Genomic DNA, 20,672 nt, shown 5'->3' on the forward strand with positions numbered 1-20,672 from the left:
CCACTAAAGGAATCGAATCATGGCTTCCACCATCACCACAGCCGATACCCTCACGCTCTACGGCACGTCATTCCCGAGCCGGGTGCTGCTGGGGACATCGCGCTATCCGTCGCTGCAATCGCTGTCGGATTCCATCGATGCCGCCCGTCCCGGCATGGTCACCGTCGCGTTGCGGCGGCAATCGAGTACGGGCGAAGCTGGTTTCTTCGATGTCCTCAAGCGTCACGGCGTCGCGTTGCTGCCCAACACGGCCGGCTGCCAGACCGTGGACGAAGTGCTGAACACGGCGCGGATGGCGCGCGAACTCTTCGATACCCCGTGGCTGAAGCTCGAACTCATCGGCGATGACTACACGCTGCAGCCCGATCCGATCGGCCTCGTGGAAGCGGCTGGAATATTGATCCGCGAAGGTTTCAAGGTGCTGCCATATTGCACGGAGGATCTGGTGATCGGCCGGCGTCTGCTCGATGTCGGCTGCGAGGCGTTGATGCCGTGGGGCGCGCCTATCGGAACGGGAAAAGGTGTGACGAATCCCTACGGATTGCGCACGCTGCGCGAGCGGTTGCCGGATGTGCCGCTTATCGTCGATGCGGGTCTTGGCGTGCCGTCGCATGCGTGCCAGGTGATGGAATGGGGTTTCGACGGTGTGTTGCTGAACACCGCCGTCTCACAGGCGACGTTTCCGCCCCAGATGGCGCGCGCGTTTGCGCTGGGCGTCGAGGCGGGGCGGATGGCCTATCTCGCCGGGCCAATGGCCGAGCGCGATAGCGCACAAGCGAGCACGCCGGTTGTCGGCATGCCGTTCTGGCATCAAGACGGGAGTGCTGCATGAGCATGTTGTCGCTGGACAAGGAAGTATTTTGGCCGCCCGCCGATGAACTCCTGGAAGCCGCCGAGCGAATCCGGCGGCGGCTGGGTGACTGGCCGGCGGGATCGAAGCTATGGCGCATTTGCCTGAGCGAACTGGATCATCCGCGCCCGGGCGATTTGATCGTCGATGGTGGCGTTGAGCCGCTGCCGCAGGGAGTTGGGCGCCTGGCGGTAGAAACGGGGCGGGCGACGCTGCATCTGGACAACGTCGAGTACGTGCTGGAAGGCGAATGGTCGGATGATTGGCCGGCTGCGCTGGCCGCGTTCCTCGATTGCGGTTTCGAGCCTCACGACGCGCTCGTTTTGGCGCTAGCGTGGCGCCCGGCCAATCTGGATGAACTCGAGGCGTGGCCCGTCGATTTTTCCACGTTCCCGAAGGTCGCGAATTTGCCGGCGGCGCCTTCAAAGCCGTTCCCTCCTTGCCCGGACAGATTGGGCTTGTACCCGGTCCTCCCGAGCGCGGAATGGGTCGAACGGGTGCTTGATCAAGGTGTTCAAACGGCGCAGTTACGGCGCAAGACCACCGATTCCGGCGATCTCAAGCAGGAAATAGAACGTTCGGTGGCTGCGGGCGCGAAGCACGAGGCACAGCTTTTCATCAACGATCATTGGCAAGAAGCCATCAAGGCTGGCGCGTACGGCGTGCATCTCGGCCAGGAGGACGTGGAAACGGCCGACCTGAACGCGATCGCCGAAGCGGGCCTGCGCCTCGGACTGTCGACGCATGGCTACTATGAAATGCTGAAGGCGCTGCATTTCAAGCCCAGCTACCTTGCGCTCGGCGCGGTGTTCCCCACCACGACGAAAGTCATGCCGACGGCGCCACAAGGTTTGTCGCGTTTGACGCGTTACGTGCGCTTGCTGGACGGCATCGTGCCGCTTGTTGCAATCGGCGGCGTGAACGGCGCGGTTTTGCGGCAGGTTCTGTCGACTGGTGTTGGAAGCGCAGCAGTAGTACGGGCTGTTACAGAGGCGCCGGAACTGGCTGCGGCCATTTCTGCGCTGCAACACGAATTCGGGCGATAATGCCCCGCATTCGGAAGAAAGTTCAGATCATTAAACCAGTCGAAAGGGGCCGCCACGACACCTGTCATGCAGAGGCCCTATAATTCGGCCTCTCGCGTAAAAGGATTGTCAGCCTCCGTGTCAGCTTCTCCCGAGACCTTGCTAGAGCTTCGCGACGTCGATTTCGGCTACGGCGACCGGCTCATTCTGTCGAACCTGAACATGCGCTTCAAGCGCGGTCAGGTCGTGGCTGTCATGGGCGGTTCCGGCTGCGGCAAGACGACCGTGCTGCGCCTGATCGGCGGTTTGGTGAAGGCTAAACGCGGCCAGGTGTTGTTCGGCGGCAAGGATGTCGGCACACAGACGCGCGAGGGCCTTTACGAGCTTCGCCGCAAGATGGGCATGCTGTTCCAGTTCGGCGCACTTTTCACCGACCAATCCGTATTCGATAACGTCGCGTTCCCGCTGCGGGAACACACCGACCTCCCCGAAGAGCTCTTGCGCGACCTCGTGCTGATGAAGCTCAACGCGGTCGGTTTGCGCGGTGCGCGCGATCTCGCGCCGTCGGAAATATCCGGCGGTATGGCCCGCCGCGTGGCGCTCGCCCGCGCCATTGCGCTGGATCCCGAACTGATGATGTACGACGAGCCGTTCGCCGGCCTCGATCCCATTTCGCTCGGCATCACGGCGAACCTGATTCGCACGCTGAACAGCGCGCTGGGCGCCACATCCATTCTGGTGACGCACGACGTGCCGGAATCGTTCGCCATTGCTGATTACGTGTATTTCATCGCGAACGGCGGCGTTCTGGCTGAAGGCACGCCGGCGCAGTTGCGAGCGTCTCAGGACCCGTCGATTCGGCAGTTTATCGACGGTACGCCGGACGGCCCGTTCAAATTTCACTATCCAAGCACGACGCCGCTGGCGGCGGACTTTGGACTCGGAGCAAAGGCATGATCAGCGCCATCGGACGTACGGTGCTCGGCAGCTTCGGCACGATTGGTTACGCGACGCGGATGTTCCTGCGCCTGGTCGTCGAATTCTTTCCTTTGATGCGCCGGCCGCGCCTTGTCACGAAACAGATCCTGTTTGTCGGTAATTATTCGCTGTTGATCATTGCGGTTTCGGGCTTGTTCGTGGGTTTTGTGCTCGGTTTGCAGGGGTATCTCACCCTCAACCGATACGGCTCCGAACAGGCGCTCGGCCTCCTGGTCGCGCTGTCGCTGGTGCGCGAACTCGGGCCGGTGGTAACCGCGTTGCTGTTCGCCGGCCGTGCGGGGACGTCGCTGACGGCCGAGATCGGCCTGATGAAAGCCGGCGAGCAGCTCACCGCCATGGAAATGATGGCCGTCGATCCGCTCAAGGTGGTGGTCGCGCCGCGCTTCTGGGCGGGCATCATCGCCATGCCGGTGCTAGCGGCCATTTTCAGCGCGGTCGGCATTTTCGGCGGTTATGTGGTCGGCGTGCTGATGATTGGCGTGGATTCGGGAGCGTTCTGGTCCCAGATGCAAGGCGGCATCGACGTATGGAGCGATGTAGGTAACGGCGTGATCAAGAGCCTGGTGTTCGGCTTCGCCGTGACGTTCATCGCGTTGTTCCAGGGTTATGAAGCCCAGCCGACGCCGGAAGGCGTTTCGCGCGCAACCACGAAAACGGTGGTGTACGGCTCGCTGGCCGTGCTCGGGCTGGATTTCCTGCTGACCGCGCTGATGTTCAACTGACTACTCCGGTCAGGACCGCGACGCTTTTTGCGGGGCGATTCTGCTCACCGGTTCGTGGACGTTGTGAAGGGCACAGTCCTTCACGCAAAAAACTGCGACAAGATTCTTTGGGAAGACGATGAAAAAGACTGCTGCTCTCGACTTTTGGGTCGGCCTCTTCGTGGTGCTGGGCTTTGTGGCGCTGTTATTCCTTGCGTTGAAGGCGGGCAACATGAGTTCGCTGTCGTTTCAGCCGACCTACGCGGTGAGGCTGAAATTTGACAATATCGGCGGGCTGAAACCGCGTGCGCCGGTTAAGAGCGCGGGCGTGACGGTGGGCCGCGTGGATTCCATCGGCTTTGACCAGAACACGTATCAGGCGTTGGTTACGATCGATCTCGACAAGCAATACCAGTTTCCGAAGGATTCGTCGGCAAAGATTCTCACGTCGGGCTTGCTCGGCGAGCAGTACATCGGCCTGGAGCCGGGTGGCGACGACCAGATGCTCAAAGCTGGCGACACCATTTCGATGACGCAATCGGCGGTGGTTCTTGAGAATCTGATCGGGCAATTCCTGTACAACAAGGCGGCGGATTCGGGTGCCTCCAAGAGCCCGGCAAGCTCCGCTGCAACGCCTGCCGCCCCGGCATCCCCGGGCGCCGCGAGTGCGATGGGCGCGAGCGCGGCCGCTAAGTGAGTCGCTCGGTGAGTAGCTAAGTGAGCCGGGAAATTCCAGGCAGTCGAAGGCAGGCCGATCTCGCAGTACGGGCCAGCCTTCGGGTCAGCATCAATAAGGAGAAAAAGAAATGCAGGCAATGCGCGTAAGTAGCGCGGCTGTGATGGTGGCTGTGGCGGTGCTTGCCGGGTGTGCAACCGTCACGACACCGACCAAAGGCGATCCGTTCGAGAGTTACAACCGGACGATGTTCACGATCAACGACAAGATCGATGAAGTCGCGCTCAAGCCGATTGCGAAGGGTTACGTGTACGTTACACCGCAGCCGGTGCGCGACAGCGTCACGAACTTCTTCGGCAATATCGGCGATATTTATACGGCTGCGAACAATCTGGTGCAGTTGAAGATTGCCGACGGCGTGTCCGACATCATGCGTGTCGTGATGAACTCAATCTTCGGCGTGGCCGGTTTATTCGACGTCGCGAGTGTTGCCGGGCTGCCGAAGCACACGCAGGATTTCGGCCTGACGCTGGGCCATTACGGCGTGCCGGCGGGTCCGTATGTCGTGCTGCCGCTGTTGGGGCCGAGTACTGTGCGTGATACGGCGGGCACGGTTGTCGATTATTTCGGCAGCGTGACAAGCTATGTGGATCCGGCCTGGATCCGCACCACGCTGTTCGGCGTGCAACTGGTCAACACGCGGGCCAACCTGCTCGGCGCGGGCGATGTGCTGTCGGGCGCTGCGCTCGACAAGTATTCGTTCGTGCGCAATGCGTACCTGCAGCGCCGCCAGTATCTTATCGGCGGCGATAACAGCGCGAGCGATAGTAACGAATCCTTGCCGAAGTACGAGGATGTGGACAGTGGCGCGGCAGCAGGCGCGGCGCCTGCTTCAGCAACCACGGCAACTACGGCAGCGCCGGCTGCAGCGGCGTCGGGATCGGAAGCGGCTTCCGGCGCGGCTGGCGCGAGCGGGCCCGGCGAGACTTCAGTGCGGCCGGACCAAATGGTGCCCCCGCGGATTCCGTCATTCCCGTCGTTCAGGCTGCGTTAAAAGCGTGCAGGATGACGACCCGGTAATATAACGAAAGCACTTCGATGGCTGAATGGGCGTGGAAGATGAACTCATGCTGAACACCACGCTCAAACTCAGGCCACTTTTTTTGCAGAGTCCGTAATGAAAAAACTATTTCTACTTCCCCTGTTTGCTGTGCTGATGGCGTTTTGTAGCGGCGCGTTCGCGCAAGCTGCCGACATGTCCACCCCGGACGGGCTGGTCAAGACGGTCACGTCGCAAGTGCTTGATCAGATCAGGGGCGACAAGCAGATCCAGTCGGGCAACCTCTCGCGCATTACGCAACTGGTGAACGAGAAGATCCTGCCGTACACGGACTTCACGCGTACCACGCGTCTCGTCATGGGACGCAACTGGAATACGGCCACGCCGCAACAGCAGAAAGACATTGTCGAGCAGTTCAAGATGCTGCTGATCCGCACGTATTCGGGTGCGCTGGCGCAGGTTCGCGACCAGCAAGTCCAGTACAAGCCGTTCCGCGCGGATCCTAGCGACACAGACGTGGTGGTGCGCTCGGTGGTGCTGAACAACGGTTCGCCGATCGAGCTCGACTACCGTCTGTACAAGACACCGCAGGGCTGGAAGGTCTATGACATCAACGTGCTCGGCGCGTGGCTGATCCAGGCTTACCAGCAGCAGTTCAACGAGCAGATCCAGCAACACGGCGTGGACGGGCTGGTCCAGTTCCTCACGCAGCGTAACCAGCAACTGGCGAACGGCAAGGCATCGTGAGTCGCTTCGAAACCGCCGCGACGCTCACGCACGAGAGCGCAAGAAGCGCGCTCGACGCGGGTTTGTCGCGGATCGCCGCGGGCGCGACCGAAGTCGATTGCGCGTCGCTCAAGCAATTCGACTCGTCGGCGCTCGCCGTGCTGCTCGCGTGGCAACGCGCGGCAGCGGCTCGCGGCGCGGCGCTCACCGTCGTCAACCTTCCCTCCGGGCTTGCCAGTCTCGCGCAAGCCTATGGCGTAGACACGCTCCTCACCTTCCGACATTGACCCTGTCCTGCTGAATCATCGGCGCGTTTGATATCGATCGAACGCACCTTGCAGGGTTTGTTCTGGACTCGCCAGCGGCTAACCTCTGCCGCGTTTAGCCTATAATCAACCGTTTTTTCGGCCTGCTACTCGCCTTTCATTTTGTAAAGGCCGGTTCCGGTTCCGATCCGCACACATCGAGGCGCAGCCCCTGCCGGCGCGCGCACTGTCATGTCAGCCATAGAAATACGCAACGTCAAGAAGCGCTACAAAGAGCTGCAAGCGCTCAAAGGCGTGAACCTCGTCGTAGAAGAAGGCGAGTTTTTCGGCCTGCTCGGCCCCAACGGCGCTGGTAAAACGACCCTCATCAGCATCCTCGCGGGCCTCGCGCGCGCCGATAGCGGAGCTATCTCCGTGCTCGGCCACGACGTGGTGACCGACTTTCGCCTGGCGCGCCGCGCGCTGGGGGTGGTGCCGCAGGAGCTCGTCTTCGATCCGTTTTTCACCGTCCGCGAGTCACTGCGCATTCAGTCCGGCTATTTCGGCCTGCGCAAGAACGACGACTGGATCGACGAAATCATGGCCAATCTCGATCTCACCGAGAAAGCCGACGTCAACACGCGCGCGCTGTCAGGTGGAATGAAACGTCGAGTGCTGGTGGCTCAGGCACTGGTCCACAAGCCGCCGGTGATCGTGCTCGACGAGCCAACCGCAGGCGTCGATGTCGAATTGCGCCAGACGCTCTGGAAGTTCATCTCCCGGCTGAATCGCGAAGGCCACACCATCGTGCTGACGACGCACTATCTTGAAGAAGCCGAGGCGCTGTGCGACCGGCTCGCCATGCTGCGTCGTGGTGAAGTCGTCGCGCTTGAACGAACCAGCACGCTGTTGCAGCGTTTCGCCGGCATGCAGCTTTCGTTGCGTTTCTCTCAGGGCGTATTGCCCGTCGAGTTGCGCGCGCTGGAGGTCGATCCGCGCGCAGCCTCCGGGACCAATCATTTGTTGCGGCTCGCCAGCTACGACGACGTTGAGCCAATTTTGGCGAAATGCCGCGCGGCGGGCTGCACATTCGATGAAATCGATGTGCGCAAAGCCGATCTGGAGGATGTGTTCGTGCAGGTGATGAACGAGCCGGAAGTCATCGAGGGCCTTTCATGAGCGGCTTTCGTACCCTGTTCTATAAAGAAATCTTGCGCTTCTACAAGGTTGCGTTTCAAACGGTGCTCGCGCCGGTCATCACGGCGCTTTTGTACCTGATGATCTTCGGGCACGCGCTCACGAATCACGTCGAGGTTTATCCGGGCGTGGCCTACACCAGCTTCCTCGTGCCGGGCCTCGTGATGATGAGCGTGTTGCAGAACGCGTTCGCAAACAGTTCGTCGTCGCTGATCCAGTCGAAGATCACGGGCAACCTGGTGTTCGTGCTGCTGCCGCCGTTGTCGCACTGGGAGATGTATTTCGCCTACGTGCTTGCGTCTGTCGTGCGCGGAATTGCGGTCGGCTTCGGCGTGTTCATCGTCACGGTGTGGTTCATTCCCATGAGTTTCGCCGCGCCGTTCTACATTCTCGGCTTTGCGATTCTCGGTTCTGCCATTCTAGGAACGCTCGGATTGATCGCCGGCGTCTGGGCCGATAAATTCGACCAGCTTGCGGCATTCCAAAACTTTTTGATCATGCCGCTGACTTTCCTGTCCGGCGTGTTTTACTCCACCCATACGCTGCCGCCACTCTGGCGCGAAGTGTCGCGGCTGAATCCGTTCTTCTACATGATCGACGGTTTCCGATACGGCTTCTTCGGCATGTCCGATATCAATCCGCTTGTGAGCCTTGGCATTGTCGGCGGGTTTTTTATCGTGCTGGCCGTCATCGCCGTGCGCTTGCTGGCAAGTGGTTACAAACTGCGTCATTAGTCGCGTCATTGATAGCGTCATCCATCAATTCGCTTAATTTTCAGGAGACTTCCATGTTGCCGACTCCGGAACAAGTGAAGGAATACATTGCAGGCGGCCTTGCTTGCCAGCATGTCGAAGTAGAAGGCGACGGCCAGCATTTCTTCGCGACCATCGTGAGCGACGCATTCGAAGGCAAGCGACCCATCGCTCGCCATCAACTCGTCTACGCGGCGCTCGGCGACCGCATGCGCGCGGAAATCCACGCGCTGAGCATGAAAACGCTGACCCCAGCCGAGTGGAAACCCGTCTGAGCAGCGTTCCCAACATTTGATGATGTCAACGCATCACCCGTAACCGACTGGCTGAAAATTTAGTGCGATTCACTCAAGACAACCGCGACGCCGATAACGGCGCCGCAGCAGGAAGCTCCGTAGAAGGAACGCCAAGCATGGACAAACTCGTGATTGTCGGGGGCGCGAAGCTCTCAGGCGAAATCGTCGTATCGGGTGCGAAGAACGCGGCGCTGCCCATTCTTTGCGCCAGTCTGCTCACGGCGGACGACGTGCATCTGGAAAACGTGCCCAACCTGCAAGACGTGCGCACGATGCTCAAATTGCTCAACCAGATGGGCTTGCGTTCGGAATCGTCGGACGGGCGTGTCTGGTTGAATGCATCGAAGGTCGACAACCTCGTCGCACCGTATGAAATGGTCAAGACCATGCGCGCGTCGATTCTCGTGCTCGGGCCGCTGCTCGCGCGTTTCGGCGAAGCGAAGGTGTCGTTGCCGGGTGGCTGCGCGATCGGCGCGCGTCCCGTCGACCAGCACATCAAGGGCCTTCAGGCGATGGGCGCCGAGATCACGATCGAGCATGGTTTCATCGAAGCGCGCGCGAAGCGTCTGAAGGGCGCGCGCATTGTCACCGACATGATCACCGTCACCGGCACGGAAAACCTGCTGATGGCGGCGGTGCTGGCGGAAGGCGAAACGGTTATCGAGAACGCGGCGCGCGAGCCGGAAGTCAGCGATCTCGCGAATCTGCTCGTCGCGATGGGCGCAAAGATCGATGGCATCGGCTCGGACCGGCTGGTGATCCAGGGCGTCGACAAGTTGCACGGCGCGCGTCATTCGGTTGTGCCGGATCGTATTGAAGCAGGCACGTTCCTGTGCGCGGTCGCGGCGACCGGCGGCGACGTGACGTTACGCAACGTGAATCCCTCGCTGCTTGAAGCAGTGATTGAAAAGCTGCACGAAGCGGGTGTATCTATTGAGGAAGGCGAGAACTGGCTTCGCGTGCGGATGAATAAACGTCCGAGCGCGGTCAGCTTCCGCACATCGGAATATCCGGCGTTCCCCACGGACATGCAGGCTCAGTTCATGGCGCTCAACACGCTCGCGACAGGCACGTCGCAAGCGGTGGAAACCATCTTCGAGAACCGCTTCATGCACGTGCAGGAACTGAACCGTCTCGGCGCAAGCATTACCATCGACGGGAACACGGCGCTGGTGAACGGCGTGCAGAAACTGTCGGGCGCGAAGGTGATGGCGACTGACCTGCGGGCATCGGCGAGTCTGGTGATCGCCGCCATGTGCGCGGAAGGCGAAACGCTGATTGACCGTATTTATCACCTCGATCGCGGATACGACCGTATGGAAAGCAAACTCACGGCGGTGGGCGCGAACGTGCGGCGCATCAAGGGTAGCGGAGGCGAGCAATGAGTTCGCTGCAAACTTCCCGATCGTTGAGTTCGGTGCCGTCGAGCGCGATGCTGACGCTGGCGTTATCGAAGGGACGCATCTTCGATGAAACCCTGCCGCTGCTCGCCGCAGCCGGCGTTGAGGTGACCGAAGACCCCGAAACGTCGCGCAAGCTGATCTTGCCGACCACGAATCCGAATTTGCGCGTGATCATCGTGCGCGCAACCGATGTCCCGACCTACGTCGAATACGGCGCGGCGGATTTTGGCGTGGCAGGGAAAGACGTGTTGATCGAGCATGGCGGCGGCGGGTTGTATCAACCGATCGATCTGAACATAGCGCGCTGCCGGATGTCGGTGGCGGTGAAGAATGGCTTCGATTACGAAACTGCCGTGCGCCAAGGTGCGCGGCTGCGCATCGCGACAAAATATGTTGAAGTGGCACGTGAGCATTTCGCGGCGAAGGGCGTTCACGTCGATCTGATCAAGCTGTATGGATCGATGGAACTGGCGCCGCTGGTCGGTCTGGCCGACGCCATTGTCGACTTGGTCAGCTCCGGTAATACGTTGCGTGCGAATGATTTGGTCGAAGTTGAAGAAATCATGGAAATATCGTCGCGTCTGGTCGTCAACCAGGCTGCGCTGAAACTGAAGCGCGCTGCGTTGAAACCGTATCTCGATGCGTTCGAACGCGCGTCGGTGGGCGCGTAAAAGTAGGGCAAATAAACGGATACCAGCATGTCTATCAAGATTCGCAAACTCGATTCCAGCGCCAATGGTTTTCACACGGCGCTGCACGCGGTGCTCGCGTTCGAGGCGAGCGAGGACGAAGCTATCGAGCGCTCGGTCGCGCAAATTCTCGCCGATGTCAAAACGCGTGGCGACGACGCCGTCCTGGACTACACGAACAAGTTTGACCGGCTGAAGGCCGAAAGCGTCGCGTCGCTGGAATTGCCGCAGGCCGAACTGGAAGAGGCGCTCGAAGGGCTTGAGCCGAAACGACGTGCCGCGCTGGAAGCGGCGGCGGCGCGCGTGCGCGGTTATCACGAGAAACAGCGGATCGAGTGCGGCAGCCATAGCTGGCAGTACACGGAAGCCGACGGCACAGTGCTCGGCCAGAAAGTCATGCCGCTGGATCGCGCCGGTATCTATGTCCCAGGCGGGAAGGCGGCGTATCCGTCGTCGGTGCTGATGAACTCGATTCCCGCGCGCGTTGCCGGCGTGAAGGAAATCGTGATGGTCGTGCCCACGCCGGACGGCGTGAAAAATCCGCTGGTGCTCGCGGCCGCCTTGCTGGGCGGCGTGGATCGCGTGTTCACCATCGGCGGCGCGCAGGCGATCGGCGCGTTGGCTTACGGCACGCAATCCATTCCCGCCGTCGATAAAATCTGCGGCCCGGGCAACGCGTACGTGGCATCGGCGAAACGGCGCGTGTTCGGCACGGTCGGTATCGACATGATCGCGGGACCGTCGGAAATCCTGATTATCTGCGACGGCACCACGGACCCGCGCTGGGTCGCAATGGACCTGTTCTCGCAAGCCGAACACGACGAACTCGCGCAATCCATCCTGCTGTGCCCGGACGCCGCGTTCATCCAGCGCGTGGAAGACGCGATCAACGAATTGCTGCCCACGTTGCCCCGTCGCGATGTGATCCAGCGCTCGCTTGAAGACCGCGGCGCGCTGATCAAGGTCGCCGACATGAACGAAGCCTGCGCGATCGCGAACGACATCGCGCCGGAACACCTCGAAATCTCCGCGCTCGATCCGCATCACTGGGCCGCGCAGATCCGTCACGCGGGCGCGATTTTCCTTGGCCGCTACACGAGCGAAAGCCTCGGCGATTACTGCGCGGGACCGAACCACGTGCTGCCGACTTCCCGCACTGCGCGGTTCTCATCGCCGCTGGGTGTGTACGACTTCCTGAAGCGCTCGAGCGTGATTGAAGTCAGCGCCGAAGGCGCGCAGACGCTCGGCGAGATTGCAGCCGAACTGGCGTATGGCGAAGGCTTGCAGGCGCATGCGCGCAGCGCTGAATACCGGATGAAAAACACGTCGCAGTAAGCAACTACAAGTAAAGACGCGAACCGAGTTAAACACCGAGGCGGCCTTAGAGCCGCCCAACGTCCGGCGCTGGAGTCCGGCAATACCATGACACGACCACAAGACATTCTGCGCCCCGACGTCCTTGCAATGACGTGTTATCCCGTGCCGAATTCAACCGGCCTCGTGAAGCTCGACGCGATGGAAAATCCGTATCGCTTGCCGGGGAAGCTGGCTGCTGAATTGGGTGAGCGGCTGGCGGACGTCGCGTTGAACCGATACCCGGAACCCCGCCCGACCGCGTTGCTCGAGAAGATCAAACGCGTCATGCAGGTGCCTGCCGCGTGCGAGGTGCTGCTCGGCAACGGTTCGGACGAGTTGATCAGCATGATGTCGATGGCGTGTGCGAAACCCGGCGCCGCAGTCGTCGCGCCGGTTCCCGGCTTCGTGATGTACGAGATGTCGGCGAAATTCGCGGGGCTTGAGTTTATCGGCGTGCCGTTGAACGAGGATTTCACGCTCGACGTCGATGCGCTGATCGCCGCGATCGAAACGCACAATCCGGCACTCGTGTACCTCGCCTATCCGAACAATCCGACTGGCACGCTTTACGATGACGCGGACATTGAATGCGTGATCGCGGCGGCATCGAATAGCCTGGTTGTAATCGATGAAGCGTACCAACCGTTCGCCCAGCAAAGCTGGCTGCCGCGCGCGGCAGATTTCGACAACGTGGTCGTGATGCGGACGATGTCGAAGCTGGGTCTGGCGGGTATTCGCCTGGGTTATCTGGCGGGCAAGGCGTCGTGGACCACGGAATTCGATAAAGTGCGCCCGCCGTACAACGTCAATGTGCTGACGCAAGCGGCCGCGGATTTCATGCTCGATCACCTCGATGTCCTCGATGCCCAGGCCACAGAACTTCGTGCCGAGCGCACGCGTCTGGAACAAGCAATCAAGTCGCTGCCCGGCGCGACTGTTTTCCCGAGCGCAGGAAACTTCCTGCTCGTTCGTGTTCCCGATGCCGCTGTCGTCTTCGAAACCCTGCTGACATCGCGGGTTTTGATCAAAAACGTGAGTAAAATGCATCCGTTATTGGCAAATTGCGTCCGTTTGACGGTCGGATCGGCAGAAGAGAATGCGCAAATGATCGCCGCACTGAAACTCGCGCTGCACTGAAATCTCTTAAAAGTCTCAAAGGAAACACCATGCGCATTGCGGAAGTCGTTCGCAACACCAGCGAAACGCAGATCCGTGTGAAGCTCGACCTGGATGGCACCGGTAAGCAAAAGCTCGCCACCGGCGTGCCGTTTCTCGACCACATGCTCGACCAGATCGCGCGTCACGGCCTCTTCGACCTTGAAGTCGAAGCGCATGGCGACCTTCATATCGATGACCACCACACGGTCGAAGACACGGGCATCACGCTGGGACAAGCGGTGGCAAAGGCCATTGGCGATCGCAAGGGCATTCGCCGCTACGGCCATTCCTACGTGCCGCTCGACGAAGCGCTGTCGCGCGTGGTGATCGATTTTTCGGGCCGGCCGGGACTGGAATTTCACGTTCCGTTCACGCGTGCACGCATTGGTACGTTCGACGTCGATCTCACCATCGAATTCTTCCGCGGCTTCGTGAATCATGCTGGGGTGACGCTGCATATCGATAATTTGCGCGGCATCAACGCGCACCATCAAGTGGAAACCGTCTTCAAGGCATTCGGCCGCGCGTTGCGCATGGCTGTCGAGCTGGACGAGCGCGCGGCAGGGCAGATTCCATCGACCAAGGGCAGCCTTTAAGCGCCTTCTAAATAACGCGGAAAACCGGCAAACGCAGGACGTGCTCTCAAGTGCGTCCTGGCCGTCCGCGTCGATATGAGCCACGTCGGCCTGCGATGAATCTACTCAAATCATTTATTTCGCTGCTCGCGCTGATCAATCCGGTCGGCGCGATCCCGTTTTTCCTGAGCTTGACGACCGATATGTCGAGCTCGGAAAAGGCCGGCACGATCCGGATCGCGTCCATTTCGGTCTTCTGCGTGATTGCTGTGACGGCGCTGCTCGGGCAGCAGATCATCGCGTTTTTCGGGATTTCCGTCGGCTCTCTTGAAGTGGGCGGCGGCATCATCATGTTGCTGATGGCGATCAATATGTTGAACGCGCAAGTTGGCAACACGCGCTCCACGCCGGAAGAGCGCCACGAAGCCGAGATGAAGAACAGCATCGCCGTCGTGCCGCTCGCCATTCCGCTGCTGACGGGGCCGGGCTCCATCAGCACGGTGATCGTCTATTCTGCAAGTGTGGTGCACTGGTATGACCGTCTAGGGCTGGTCGTGATCGGGGCGGTTTTGGCGGGACTGTGTTTCGGCTCGTTGATGCTCGCTGAACCCATTGCGCGCTGGGTCGGGCGGACCGGGATTAACATTGGTACGCGGTTGATGGGTTTGATGTTGTCGGCGCTGGCGGTGGAATTTATCGTCAATGGATTGAAGGCGTTGCTGCCCTCTTTGAAATAGCGTTCTGGAACGTGCTGAATTGAATACTTCGATGAAAACTTCAATAGCAATCGTGGATTACGGCATGGGCAACCTGCGCTCCGTCTATCAGGCGCTGCGCAAAGCCGCGCCCGAAGCGGACGTGGCGATCGTCGAGCAGCCCGAAGCAATCCGCGCAGCGGAGCGTGTCGTGCTGCCGGGACAGGGCGCCATGCGCGATTGCATGGCGCACCTCGGCGCGTCGGGCTTGCAGGAAGCCGTCATGGAAGCCGCCCGCGACAAACCCATGCTGGGCGTGTGTGTCGGTGAACAGATGCTGTTCGACTGGAGCGAGGAAGGGGGCGAGAAGGGTACGAACGGCCTTGGCCTGATACCCGGCAAGGTCTTGCGCTTCGATCTGGAAGGTCAATTGCAGGACGACGGTTCGCGTTTCAAAGTCCCCCAGATGGGCTGGAACCGCGTGCGCCAGACGCAGCAGCACGCGCTGTGGGACGGCGTGCCGGACGAATCGTTTTTCTATTTCGTGCACAGTTATTACGGCGTCCCGGACAATCCGGCGCATACGTCCGGCGAAACCCTCTACGGCGCGCCGTTCACCTCAGCCATCGCCCGGGACAATTTGTTCGCGACCCAGTTTCACCCTGAGAAGAGCGCAGACGCGGGCTTGCGGCTGTATCGAAACTTCGTACACTGGAAACCGTAAGGTTCGCGTTTCTGGTGCTGTTTTAGCGATGGTTTGACGTTTTGGCTTATGCCGTTTGCAGCGAACGAGCCTTGCATCACTTGTACTACACTAGCGAGACGGCAAGCAAAACAAAGGCGCTTCGCGCCGGGTTTGCAACCGTTCGATTAACCCTTATCCGATAACGCTATTTCTATGTTGCTCATTCCGGCCATCGATCTAAAAGACGGTCAGTGCGTACGCCTCAAACAAGGCGATATGGACCAGGCGACCATTTTTTCCGAAGATCCGGCGGCAATGGCCCGGCTATGGGTCGATCGGGGCGCACGGCGGCTTCATCTCGTCGACCTGAACGGCGCATTCGCCGGCAAGCCGAAAAACGAAGAAGCCATTCGCGCCATCATCAAGGAAGTCGGTAACGACATCCCGGTGCAGCTCGGCGGGGGCATTCGCGACCTGAACACCATCGAGCGGTATCTGGACGACGGCCTGGAGTACGTGATCATCGGCACGGCGGCGGTGAAAAATCCGGGCTTCCTGCAAGATGCGTGCACCGCGTTCGCGGGTCATATCATCGTCGGGCTGGATGCGAAGGACGGTAAGGTCGCCACCGACGGCTGGAGCAAGCTGACCGGGCACGAAGTGATCGACCTCGGCCGCAAGTTCGAAGACTACGGCTGCGAGGCGATTATTTATACAGATATCGGCCGCGACGGCATGTTGCAGGGCATCAACATTGAAGCCACTGTGCGCCTCGCGCAGGCCGTCAAGATTCCGGTGATCGCGAGCGGCGGATTGTCGAATCTGAGCGACATCGACTCCCTGTGCGAAGTGGAAGACGAAGGCATTTCCGGCGTGATCTGCGGACGTGCGATCTATTCGGGCGATCTGGATTTCGCCGCTGCGCAAGCGCGCGCCGACAAGCTGCGCGAAGCCGACGACGCCTGATCCGACGCATGTTGCGTGGGCGCCGCGCAGTCGTGGGTGGGTAACCTGACGACGCGGCGACCTTTTCAGTACGCGTGATTTAAGCACCTTATGTGCTTCTGGACGGCTTTCTGTTCAGCTTGATCGAGGCCGCGCCTCAAGTTCAGGCGGGGCGGCGTTTCTTTCCGCGACGGTTAATTTCGCTTAAACCGCCTCGCTTATCCTAAGCACTCACTAGCAGCGCAACGGCATTCGCACCAACATGGCTCTCGCAAAACGCATCATCCCGTGTCTCGACGTCACCGCTGGCCGTGTGGTCAAGGGCGTCAATTTCCTCGAATTGCGTGACGCGGGCGATCCCGTCGAAATTGCTCGCCGATACGACGACCAGGGCGCCGACGAACTCACGTTCCTCGATATCACCGCCACCTCTGACCAGCGCGACCTGATCCTGCCGATCATCGAACAGGTGGCGTCGCAGGTGTTTATCCCGCTAACGGTTGGCGGCGGCGTGCGCGCGGTGGAAGATGTGCGTCGGCTGCTGAACGCGGGCGCCGACAAGATCAGCATGAATTCGTCGGCAGTGGCGAATCCGCAACTCGTGCGCGATGCGTCGGATAAACATGGCTCGCAGTGCATCGTGGTGGCTATCGACGCGAAGCGCGTTAGCGCTGCGGGCGAAACCCCGCGCTGGGAAGTGTTTACGCACGGCGGCCGTAAGAACACAGGACTCGACGTGATCGAATGGGCGCGCAAGATGGCGGAATTCGGCGCGGGCGAAATCCTGCTGACCAGCATGGATCGCGACGGCACGAAAAGCGGCTTCGACCTTGCGCTGACGCGCGCGGTATCGGACGCTATTTCCATTCCGGTGATTGCGTCGGGCGGCGTGGGTTCGCTTGCCCATCTCGCCGACGGCATCACCGAAGGTCACGCCGATGCGGTGCTTGCCGCGAGCATCTTCCACTATGGCGAACACACGGTCGGCGAGGCAAAACGCTTCATGGCCGATCAGGGCATCTCGGTGAGGATTTAAGTGGTGACTGCACAAACGGAAGAAGCGAGCTGGCTCGATAAAGTCAAATGGGACGCGAACGGCCTCGTGCCGGCGATCGCGCAAGAATCCACAACGGGCGACGTGCTGATGTTCGCGTGGATGAACCGCGAGGCATTGGCGAAAACCATCGAATTGAAGCGCGCGGTGTATTACTCGCGTTCGCGCCAGCGCCTGTGGTTCAAGGGTGAGGAATCGGGGCACGTCCAGCACGTGCACGAAGTGCGCCTCGATTGCGACGAAGACGTCGTATTGCTGAAAGTGGAGCAGGTGTCGGGCATTGCGTGCCACACCGGTCGCCATTCGTGTTTTTTCCAGAAATTCGAGGGATCGGTGGAAACGGGCGACTGGGTCGCGGTTGAACCGGTCTTGATGGACCCAGAACATATCTATAAGTAATGACTCAAGCCACGCTTTCCACGCAAGACACGCTGCTGCGCCTCGCGGCAATTATCGATAGCCGTAAGGGCGGAGACCCGGAACAATCTTACGTTTCCCGACTCTTTCATAAAGGTGACGACGCCGTTCTCAAGAAGATCGGCGAGGAAGCAACCGAAGTCGTGCTGGCCGCCAAGGACACGCGACACGGTGGTGCACCCAAGGCGCTTGTCGGCGAAGTGGCCGACTTGTGGTTCCATTGTCTCGTGATGCTGTCCCATTTCGATCTCGGTCCGGCAGAGGTCATTGCCGAACTGGAGCGACGGGAGGGGATGTCGGGAATCGAAGAAAAGGCGTTGCGCAAATCCCGCGATCGCGAGCAAAACGAAAACGGCGGCTAAGCTCTGGTCGGGTCATGTTCGACCGGGTCGCGCTAGACCGGTCGCCGAGGAGGATGAAATGAATCAGTCTTACGAGCCTTATCCGCCGCCTGTTTATCAAAACTCGCCCGAATCCGAACGCCTGCGAAGCTTGCGCACGCTGACCCATGTGCTTTACGCGCTCTACGCCGCGTACTGGCTCACCGGCGGGCTGACTGTGCTGATCGCGGTGATCATCAATTACCTGAAACGCGATGACGTCGCCGGAACGCCCTATGAAGCGCATTTTCGATGGCAGATCCGCACCTTCTGGTTCGCGCTGCTCGGTCATGTGATCGGCATAGCATTGATCTGGGTGTTTATCGGTTTCCCCATTTTGTTCGTGGTCGGCATCTGGACGCTTTATCGCGTTATAAAGGGCTGGCTGTTCTTGTACGAGAACAAGCCGCTGGAACCGGGTGCCTGGGTTTAGGACCCACTTAACTTGCATTCATAACGGGATATCCCGCGACACACATGAGCCAAGAGAACTGCATTTTCTGTAAGATCGCTGCGGGAGAAATTCCGAGCAAGAAAATCCATGAAGACGATGAATTTGTTGCTTTTCACGATATTAATCCGGCCGCACCCGTCCATGTGCTGGTGATCCCGCGTAAACATATCGAGACGCTGTCGAGCTGCACCGAAGCCGATGCGCCGCTGCTTGGTAGAATGCTGAGCCTGACGGCCCGGCTTGCTGACGAACTGGGTGTGGCGTACACCGGCGGCGACACCGGTTTCAGGACGGTCATCAACACCGGGCCTGGTGGCGGGCAAGAGGTGTATCACATTCACGCGCATATCCTCGCTGGGGAACGCCCGTGGCGCCGGATGGGTTGAACGGTCGTCTGGCCGGCGTGCGATCGTTCGGTCAGGATGTAATGAAAACGAAAGCGTCTTTCCAGCGCAATATTGGGCGCGCAAAATATTGGTTTAATCATCGGGGCGTCGACGCTCCGACTCGGACCGCAAGGTCCACATTCTTCGTCGCGAGCGACATGCGCGGCGAAGCCAAGGAGAGTTTTCAGTCATGGGTTCGTTGAGCATTTGGCATTGGTTGATCGTTCTGCTGATCGTGGCACTGGTTTTCGGCACAAAGAAGCTGCGCAACATCGGCGGTGATCTGGGCGGCGCGGTGAAGGGTTTCAAGGAAGGCATGAAGGAAGGCGAAGCAACGCCGGCCGAGCAGCGTGAATTGCCGCGCAACGGCACGGTCGACGTGGAAGCGAAGGACAAGACCCGTTCGAGCGATTACCGCTGATCACGCTGAGTAAGCCGACTAATAAGTTGATTAAGCGCGGTAAGCCCGGCACCGGCCACCTCCACTTGCTACCCTCAGGATCTTCGATTCCATGCTCGACCTTGGTCTGACCAAAATGGCGCTGATCGGCGTCGTCGCGCTGGTAGTGCTCGGGCCGGAACGCTTGCCCGGCGTGGCAAGAACGGCAGGCGCGCTGTTCGGCCGCGCGCAGCGGTATATCAACGACGTCAAGGCCGAAGTCTCGCGTGAGATGGAACTCGACGAGTTGAAGAAGATGCGTACCGAGTTCGAAACGGCGGCATCGAATGTCGAGAACAAGATTCACGACAATCTGCGCCAGCACGAAAACGAACTCAACGATGCCTGGAACCAGGGCACATCGGTCTCAGACAGCGTGGCGGGCGGCGGCGACCCGAATTTGACTCACGTTTCTGGCGACACCTGGCGTTCGAGCCCGGACAACACGTTCAGCAGCAGCAACGCGTCGCCCGGGAAACGCAAGAACTGGCGTGTCAAGCAGGCTGCCATTCCGAACTGGTACAAGCGCACCACGTTGCGCAAGACGCGCGTTCAATCAGGCGCGGCGCGCGTGGCGCGGCATACGCCTGAGACGCTGCGGCGTCCCACGCGGTTTTTCTGATGTTTGCCCCGCGTTTATTGCGCGAGCACCAACTTCCCTTCCATCGATGAATCCCAGCAGAGGGCCGGCGTGAGCGACCCGCAACAGATTAAAGACGAGCCCGTCGAAGAGACGTTTATCTCGCACCTGGTCGAACTGCGTGACCGCATTATTCGCGCAGGCGCTTCAGTCATCGTCGTGTTCATCGGACTGGTTTATTGGGCGCCGAATATCTTTCGGCTGCTCGCGCGTCCGCTCATGGAAAACTTGCCAAAGGACGGCAAGATGATTGTCACCGACGTCACCGGTTCGTTTTTCGTTCCGATGAAAGTGACCATGATGGTCGCGCTGGTGATAGCGCTGCCCGTTGTGCTGTATCAGATCTGGGCGTTTATTGCGCCGGGGCTGTATCAGCACGAGAAGAAGCTGGTCGTGCCGCTGGTCGGGAGCAGCTATGCCCTGTTCCTGTGCGGAATGGCGTTCGCGTATTTCGTCGTATTTCCCACCATTTTCCGCGTGATGGCGCATTACAACGCGCCGCTTGGCGCGCAAATGACGACGGATATCGACAATTACCTGAGCTTCGTCCTCACCATGTTCCTCGCGTTCGGCGTGACCTTCGAGGTGCCGATCATCGTGGTGATCCTGGCGCGGATGGGGTTCGTCACCATCAAGAAGCTGCGGCAGATCCGGCCGTATGTGATTGTCGGCGCGTTCGTGATTTCGGCCGTGGTGACGCCGCCGGACGTGTTCTCGCAACTGATCCTAGCCGTACCGCTGATCATTCTTTACGAGGTCGGCATCATTGCGGCACGGTTGATCGTGGGCAAAGACAAGATCAAGGAGCAGGAAGCGGACGCCGCGGAGGACGCGAAGCGGGACGAGGATTGAAGGTTTCACCCAGCGGG

27 protein-coding genes are annotated in these 20,672 nt (G+C 60.1%); all 27 read left to right on the forward strand.

Translation table 11 applies throughout. The features are described from left to right. Positions 1-19 precede the first annotated feature (19 nt). The 27 genes from FH08_RS0131445 (at position 20) to tatC (ending at position 20,655) form a co-directional block, all read left to right on the forward strand. On the forward strand, positions 20-832 hold the full coding sequence (locus FH08_RS0131445; RefSeq protein WP_031362166.1) for a thiazole synthase: 813 nt from the start codon (positions 20-22) through the stop codon (positions 830-832). 2 nt (positions 833-834) lie between these two features. Further along, positions 835-1,896, forward strand: a complete 1,062-nt coding sequence (gene thiE, locus FH08_RS50715; protein WP_075583403.1) for a thiamine phosphate synthase — start codon at positions 835-837, stop codon at positions 1,894-1,896. Between the two features lie 117 nt (positions 1,897-2,013). Then, positions 2,014-2,832 carry an ABC transporter ATP-binding protein gene (locus FH08_RS0131455; RefSeq protein WP_031362168.1) on the forward strand — a complete coding sequence of 273 codons (819 nt, stop codon included), beginning with the start codon at positions 2,014-2,016 and terminating at the stop codon, positions 2,830-2,832. Next, positions 2,829-3,596, forward strand: coding sequence for a lipid asymmetry maintenance ABC transporter permease subunit MlaE (gene mlaE / locus FH08_RS0131460; protein ID WP_031362169.1), 768 nt, complete (start codon positions 2,829-2,831; stop codon positions 3,594-3,596). The genes FH08_RS0131455 and mlaE overlap by 4 nt, the downstream gene beginning before the upstream one ends. Before the next feature lie 118 nt (positions 3,597-3,714). Continuing rightward, positions 3,715-4,272, forward strand: a complete 558-nt coding sequence (gene mlaD, locus FH08_RS0131465) for an outer membrane lipid asymmetry maintenance protein MlaD (protein ID WP_031362170.1) — start codon at positions 3,715-3,717, stop codon at positions 4,270-4,272. Between the two features lie 109 nt (positions 4,273-4,381). After that, positions 4,382-5,305 carry a VacJ family lipoprotein gene (locus FH08_RS0131470; RefSeq protein ID WP_031362171.1) on the forward strand — a complete coding sequence of 308 codons (924 nt, stop codon included), beginning with the start codon at positions 4,382-4,384 and terminating at the stop codon, positions 5,303-5,305. A gap of 123 nt (positions 5,306-5,428) precedes the next feature. Further along, positions 5,429-6,058 carry an MlaC/ttg2D family ABC transporter substrate-binding protein gene (locus FH08_RS0131475; protein WP_031362172.1) on the forward strand — a complete coding sequence of 210 codons (630 nt, stop codon included), beginning with the start codon at positions 5,429-5,431 and terminating at the stop codon, positions 6,056-6,058. After that, complete coding sequence (locus FH08_RS0131480; protein ID WP_031362173.1) at positions 6,055-6,324, forward strand: STAS domain-containing protein; 270 nt, start codon at positions 6,055-6,057, stop codon at positions 6,322-6,324. Before FH08_RS0131475 ends, FH08_RS0131480 begins: the two co-directional genes overlap by 4 nt. A 210-nt stretch (positions 6,325-6,534) precedes the next feature. Next, on the forward strand, positions 6,535-7,461 hold the full coding sequence (locus tag FH08_RS0131485) for an ABC transporter ATP-binding protein (protein ID WP_031362174.1): 927 nt from the start codon (positions 6,535-6,537) through the stop codon (positions 7,459-7,461). Continuing rightward, positions 7,458-8,213 (forward strand): ABC transporter permease, encoded by a 756-nt coding sequence (locus FH08_RS0131490; RefSeq protein ID WP_031362175.1) that lies wholly within the window; start codon positions 7,458-7,460, stop codon positions 8,211-8,213. The genes FH08_RS0131485 and FH08_RS0131490 overlap by 4 nt, the downstream gene beginning before the upstream one ends. Before the next feature lie 53 nt (positions 8,214-8,266). Beyond that, the gene (locus FH08_RS0131495; protein WP_031362176.1) at positions 8,267-8,506 is read left to right on the forward strand and encodes a BolA family protein; all 240 of its coding nucleotides are present in this window, start codon (positions 8,267-8,269) and stop codon (positions 8,504-8,506) included. Positions 8,507-8,643: 137 nt separating this feature from the next. Next, positions 8,644-9,912 carry a UDP-N-acetylglucosamine 1-carboxyvinyltransferase gene (gene murA / locus FH08_RS0131500; RefSeq protein WP_031362177.1) on the forward strand — a complete coding sequence of 423 codons (1,269 nt, stop codon included), beginning with the start codon at positions 8,644-8,646 and terminating at the stop codon, positions 9,910-9,912. After that, entirely contained in the window at positions 9,909-10,601 is a 693-nt protein-coding gene (gene hisG, locus FH08_RS0131505; protein WP_051888681.1) for an ATP phosphoribosyltransferase, read from the forward strand. The genes murA and hisG overlap by 4 nt, the downstream gene beginning before the upstream one ends. A gap of 27 nt (positions 10,602-10,628) precedes the next feature. Continuing rightward, positions 10,629-11,954: a histidinol dehydrogenase gene (hisD, locus tag FH08_RS0131510; RefSeq protein WP_031362179.1), complete on the forward strand. Its 1,326-nt coding sequence runs from the start codon at positions 10,629-10,631 to the stop codon at positions 11,952-11,954. A gap of 87 nt (positions 11,955-12,041) precedes the next feature. Next, on the forward strand, positions 12,042-13,112 hold the full coding sequence (hisC, locus tag FH08_RS0131515) for a histidinol-phosphate transaminase (RefSeq protein ID WP_031362180.1): 1,071 nt from the start codon (positions 12,042-12,044) through the stop codon (positions 13,110-13,112). A 29-nt stretch (positions 13,113-13,141) separates the two neighbouring features. After that, positions 13,142-13,729 carry an imidazoleglycerol-phosphate dehydratase HisB gene (gene hisB / locus FH08_RS0131520; protein ID WP_031362181.1) on the forward strand — a complete coding sequence of 196 codons (588 nt, stop codon included), beginning with the start codon at positions 13,142-13,144 and terminating at the stop codon, positions 13,727-13,729. 95 nt (positions 13,730-13,824) lie between these two features. Next, the gene (locus tag FH08_RS0131525) at positions 13,825-14,445 is read left to right on the forward strand and encodes a MarC family protein (protein WP_031362182.1); all 621 of its coding nucleotides are present in this window, start codon (positions 13,825-13,827) and stop codon (positions 14,443-14,445) included. A 31-nt stretch (positions 14,446-14,476) separates the two neighbouring features. Further along, entirely contained in the window at positions 14,477-15,127 is a 651-nt protein-coding gene (gene hisH, locus FH08_RS0131530; protein ID WP_031362183.1) for an imidazole glycerol phosphate synthase subunit HisH, read from the forward strand. 174 nt (positions 15,128-15,301) lie between these two features. After that, the gene (gene hisA / locus FH08_RS0131535) at positions 15,302-16,054 is read left to right on the forward strand and encodes a 1-(5-phosphoribosyl)-5-[(5-phosphoribosylamino)methylideneamino]imidazole-4-carboxamide isomerase (RefSeq protein WP_031362184.1); all 753 of its coding nucleotides are present in this window, start codon (positions 15,302-15,304) and stop codon (positions 16,052-16,054) included. A gap of 241 nt (positions 16,055-16,295) precedes the next feature. Then, positions 16,296-17,069 carry an imidazole glycerol phosphate synthase subunit HisF gene (gene hisF / locus FH08_RS0131540; RefSeq protein ID WP_031362185.1) on the forward strand — a complete coding sequence of 258 codons (774 nt, stop codon included), beginning with the start codon at positions 16,296-16,298 and terminating at the stop codon, positions 17,067-17,069. Positions 17,070-17,072: 3 nt separating this feature from the next. After that, the gene (gene hisI, locus FH08_RS0131545; RefSeq protein WP_031362186.1) at positions 17,073-17,486 is read left to right on the forward strand and encodes a phosphoribosyl-AMP cyclohydrolase; all 414 of its coding nucleotides are present in this window, start codon (positions 17,073-17,075) and stop codon (positions 17,484-17,486) included. Continuing rightward, positions 17,486-17,866, forward strand: coding sequence for a phosphoribosyl-ATP diphosphatase (locus tag FH08_RS0131550; RefSeq protein WP_031362187.1), 381 nt, complete (start codon positions 17,486-17,488; stop codon positions 17,864-17,866). Before hisI ends, FH08_RS0131550 begins: the two co-directional genes overlap by 1 nt. A gap of 58 nt (positions 17,867-17,924) precedes the next feature. After that, a complete protein-coding gene (locus FH08_RS0131555) occupies positions 17,925-18,317 on the forward strand; it encodes a DUF4870 family protein (RefSeq protein WP_031362188.1) in 393 nt (130 codons plus the stop codon). A gap of 44 nt (positions 18,318-18,361) precedes the next feature. Next, positions 18,362-18,724, forward strand: a complete 363-nt coding sequence (locus tag FH08_RS0131560; protein ID WP_031362189.1) for a histidine triad nucleotide-binding protein — start codon at positions 18,362-18,364, stop codon at positions 18,722-18,724. 190 nt (positions 18,725-18,914) lie between these two features. Then, positions 18,915-19,145 (forward strand): Sec-independent protein translocase subunit TatA, encoded by a 231-nt coding sequence (tatA, locus tag FH08_RS0131570; protein WP_031362191.1) that lies wholly within the window; start codon positions 18,915-18,917, stop codon positions 19,143-19,145. Between the two features lie 91 nt (positions 19,146-19,236). After that, the gene (gene tatB / locus FH08_RS0131575) at positions 19,237-19,785 is read left to right on the forward strand and encodes a Sec-independent protein translocase protein TatB (RefSeq protein WP_031362192.1); all 549 of its coding nucleotides are present in this window, start codon (positions 19,237-19,239) and stop codon (positions 19,783-19,785) included. Positions 19,786-19,854: 69 nt separating this feature from the next. After that, complete coding sequence (gene tatC, locus FH08_RS0131580; protein ID WP_031362193.1) at positions 19,855-20,655, forward strand: twin-arginine translocase subunit TatC; 801 nt, start codon at positions 19,855-19,857, stop codon at positions 20,653-20,655. The last annotated feature ends 17 nt before the right edge of the window (positions 20,656-20,672 follow it).

Origin of the sequence: Caballeronia sordidicola (genome assembly GCF_000729995.1) — a bacterium.
Taxonomy (GTDB): Bacteria; Pseudomonadota; Gammaproteobacteria; order Burkholderiales; family Burkholderiaceae; genus Caballeronia; species Caballeronia sordidicola_A.

Bases quoted from the DNA above. Each gene is read 5' to 3' on its own strand.
- FH08_RS0131445 (WP_031362166.1), top strand. From the start codon at position 20: ATGGCTTCCACCATCACCACAGCCGATACCCTCACGCTCTACGGCACG.
- thiE (WP_075583403.1), top strand. From the start codon at position 835: ATGTTGTCGCTGGACAAGGAAGTATTTTGGCCGCCCGCCGATGAACTC.
- mlaE (WP_031362169.1), top strand. From the start codon at position 2,829: ATGATCAGCGCCATCGGACGTACGGTGCTCGGCAGCTTCGGCACGATT.
- mlaD (WP_031362170.1), top strand. From the start codon at position 3,715: ATGAAAAAGACTGCTGCTCTCGACTTTTGGGTCGGCCTCTTCGTGGTG.
- FH08_RS0131470 (WP_031362171.1), top strand. From the start codon at position 4,382: ATGCAGGCAATGCGCGTAAGTAGCGCGGCTGTGATGGTGGCTGTGGCG.
- FH08_RS0131475 (WP_031362172.1), top strand. From the start codon at position 5,429: ATGAAAAAACTATTTCTACTTCCCCTGTTTGCTGTGCTGATGGCGTTT.
- FH08_RS0131485 (WP_031362174.1), top strand. From the start codon at position 6,535: ATGTCAGCCATAGAAATACGCAACGTCAAGAAGCGCTACAAAGAGCTG.
- FH08_RS0131490 (WP_031362175.1), top strand. From the start codon at position 7,458: ATGAGCGGCTTTCGTACCCTGTTCTATAAAGAAATCTTGCGCTTCTAC.
- FH08_RS0131495 (WP_031362176.1), top strand. From the start codon at position 8,267: ATGTTGCCGACTCCGGAACAAGTGAAGGAATACATTGCAGGCGGCCTT.
- murA (WP_031362177.1), top strand. From the start codon at position 8,644: ATGGACAAACTCGTGATTGTCGGGGGCGCGAAGCTCTCAGGCGAAATC.
- hisG (WP_051888681.1), top strand. From the start codon at position 9,909: ATGAGTTCGCTGCAAACTTCCCGATCGTTGAGTTCGGTGCCGTCGAGC.
- hisD (WP_031362179.1), top strand. From the start codon at position 10,629: ATGTCTATCAAGATTCGCAAACTCGATTCCAGCGCCAATGGTTTTCAC.
- hisC (WP_031362180.1), top strand. From the start codon at position 12,042: ATGACACGACCACAAGACATTCTGCGCCCCGACGTCCTTGCAATGACG.
- hisB (WP_031362181.1), top strand. From the start codon at position 13,142: ATGCGCATTGCGGAAGTCGTTCGCAACACCAGCGAAACGCAGATCCGT.
- FH08_RS0131525 (WP_031362182.1), top strand. From the start codon at position 13,825: ATGAATCTACTCAAATCATTTATTTCGCTGCTCGCGCTGATCAATCCG.
- hisH (WP_031362183.1), top strand. From the start codon at position 14,477: ATGAAAACTTCAATAGCAATCGTGGATTACGGCATGGGCAACCTGCGC.
- hisA (WP_031362184.1), top strand. From the start codon at position 15,302: ATGTTGCTCATTCCGGCCATCGATCTAAAAGACGGTCAGTGCGTACGC.
- hisF (WP_031362185.1), top strand. From the start codon at position 16,296: ATGGCTCTCGCAAAACGCATCATCCCGTGTCTCGACGTCACCGCTGGC.
- FH08_RS0131550 (WP_031362187.1), top strand. From the start codon at position 17,486: ATGACTCAAGCCACGCTTTCCACGCAAGACACGCTGCTGCGCCTCGCG.
- FH08_RS0131555 (WP_031362188.1), top strand. From the start codon at position 17,925: ATGAATCAGTCTTACGAGCCTTATCCGCCGCCTGTTTATCAAAACTCG.
- FH08_RS0131560 (WP_031362189.1), top strand. From the start codon at position 18,362: ATGAGCCAAGAGAACTGCATTTTCTGTAAGATCGCTGCGGGAGAAATT.
- tatA (WP_031362191.1), top strand. From the start codon at position 18,915: ATGGGTTCGTTGAGCATTTGGCATTGGTTGATCGTTCTGCTGATCGTG.
- tatB (WP_031362192.1), top strand. From the start codon at position 19,237: ATGCTCGACCTTGGTCTGACCAAAATGGCGCTGATCGGCGTCGTCGCG.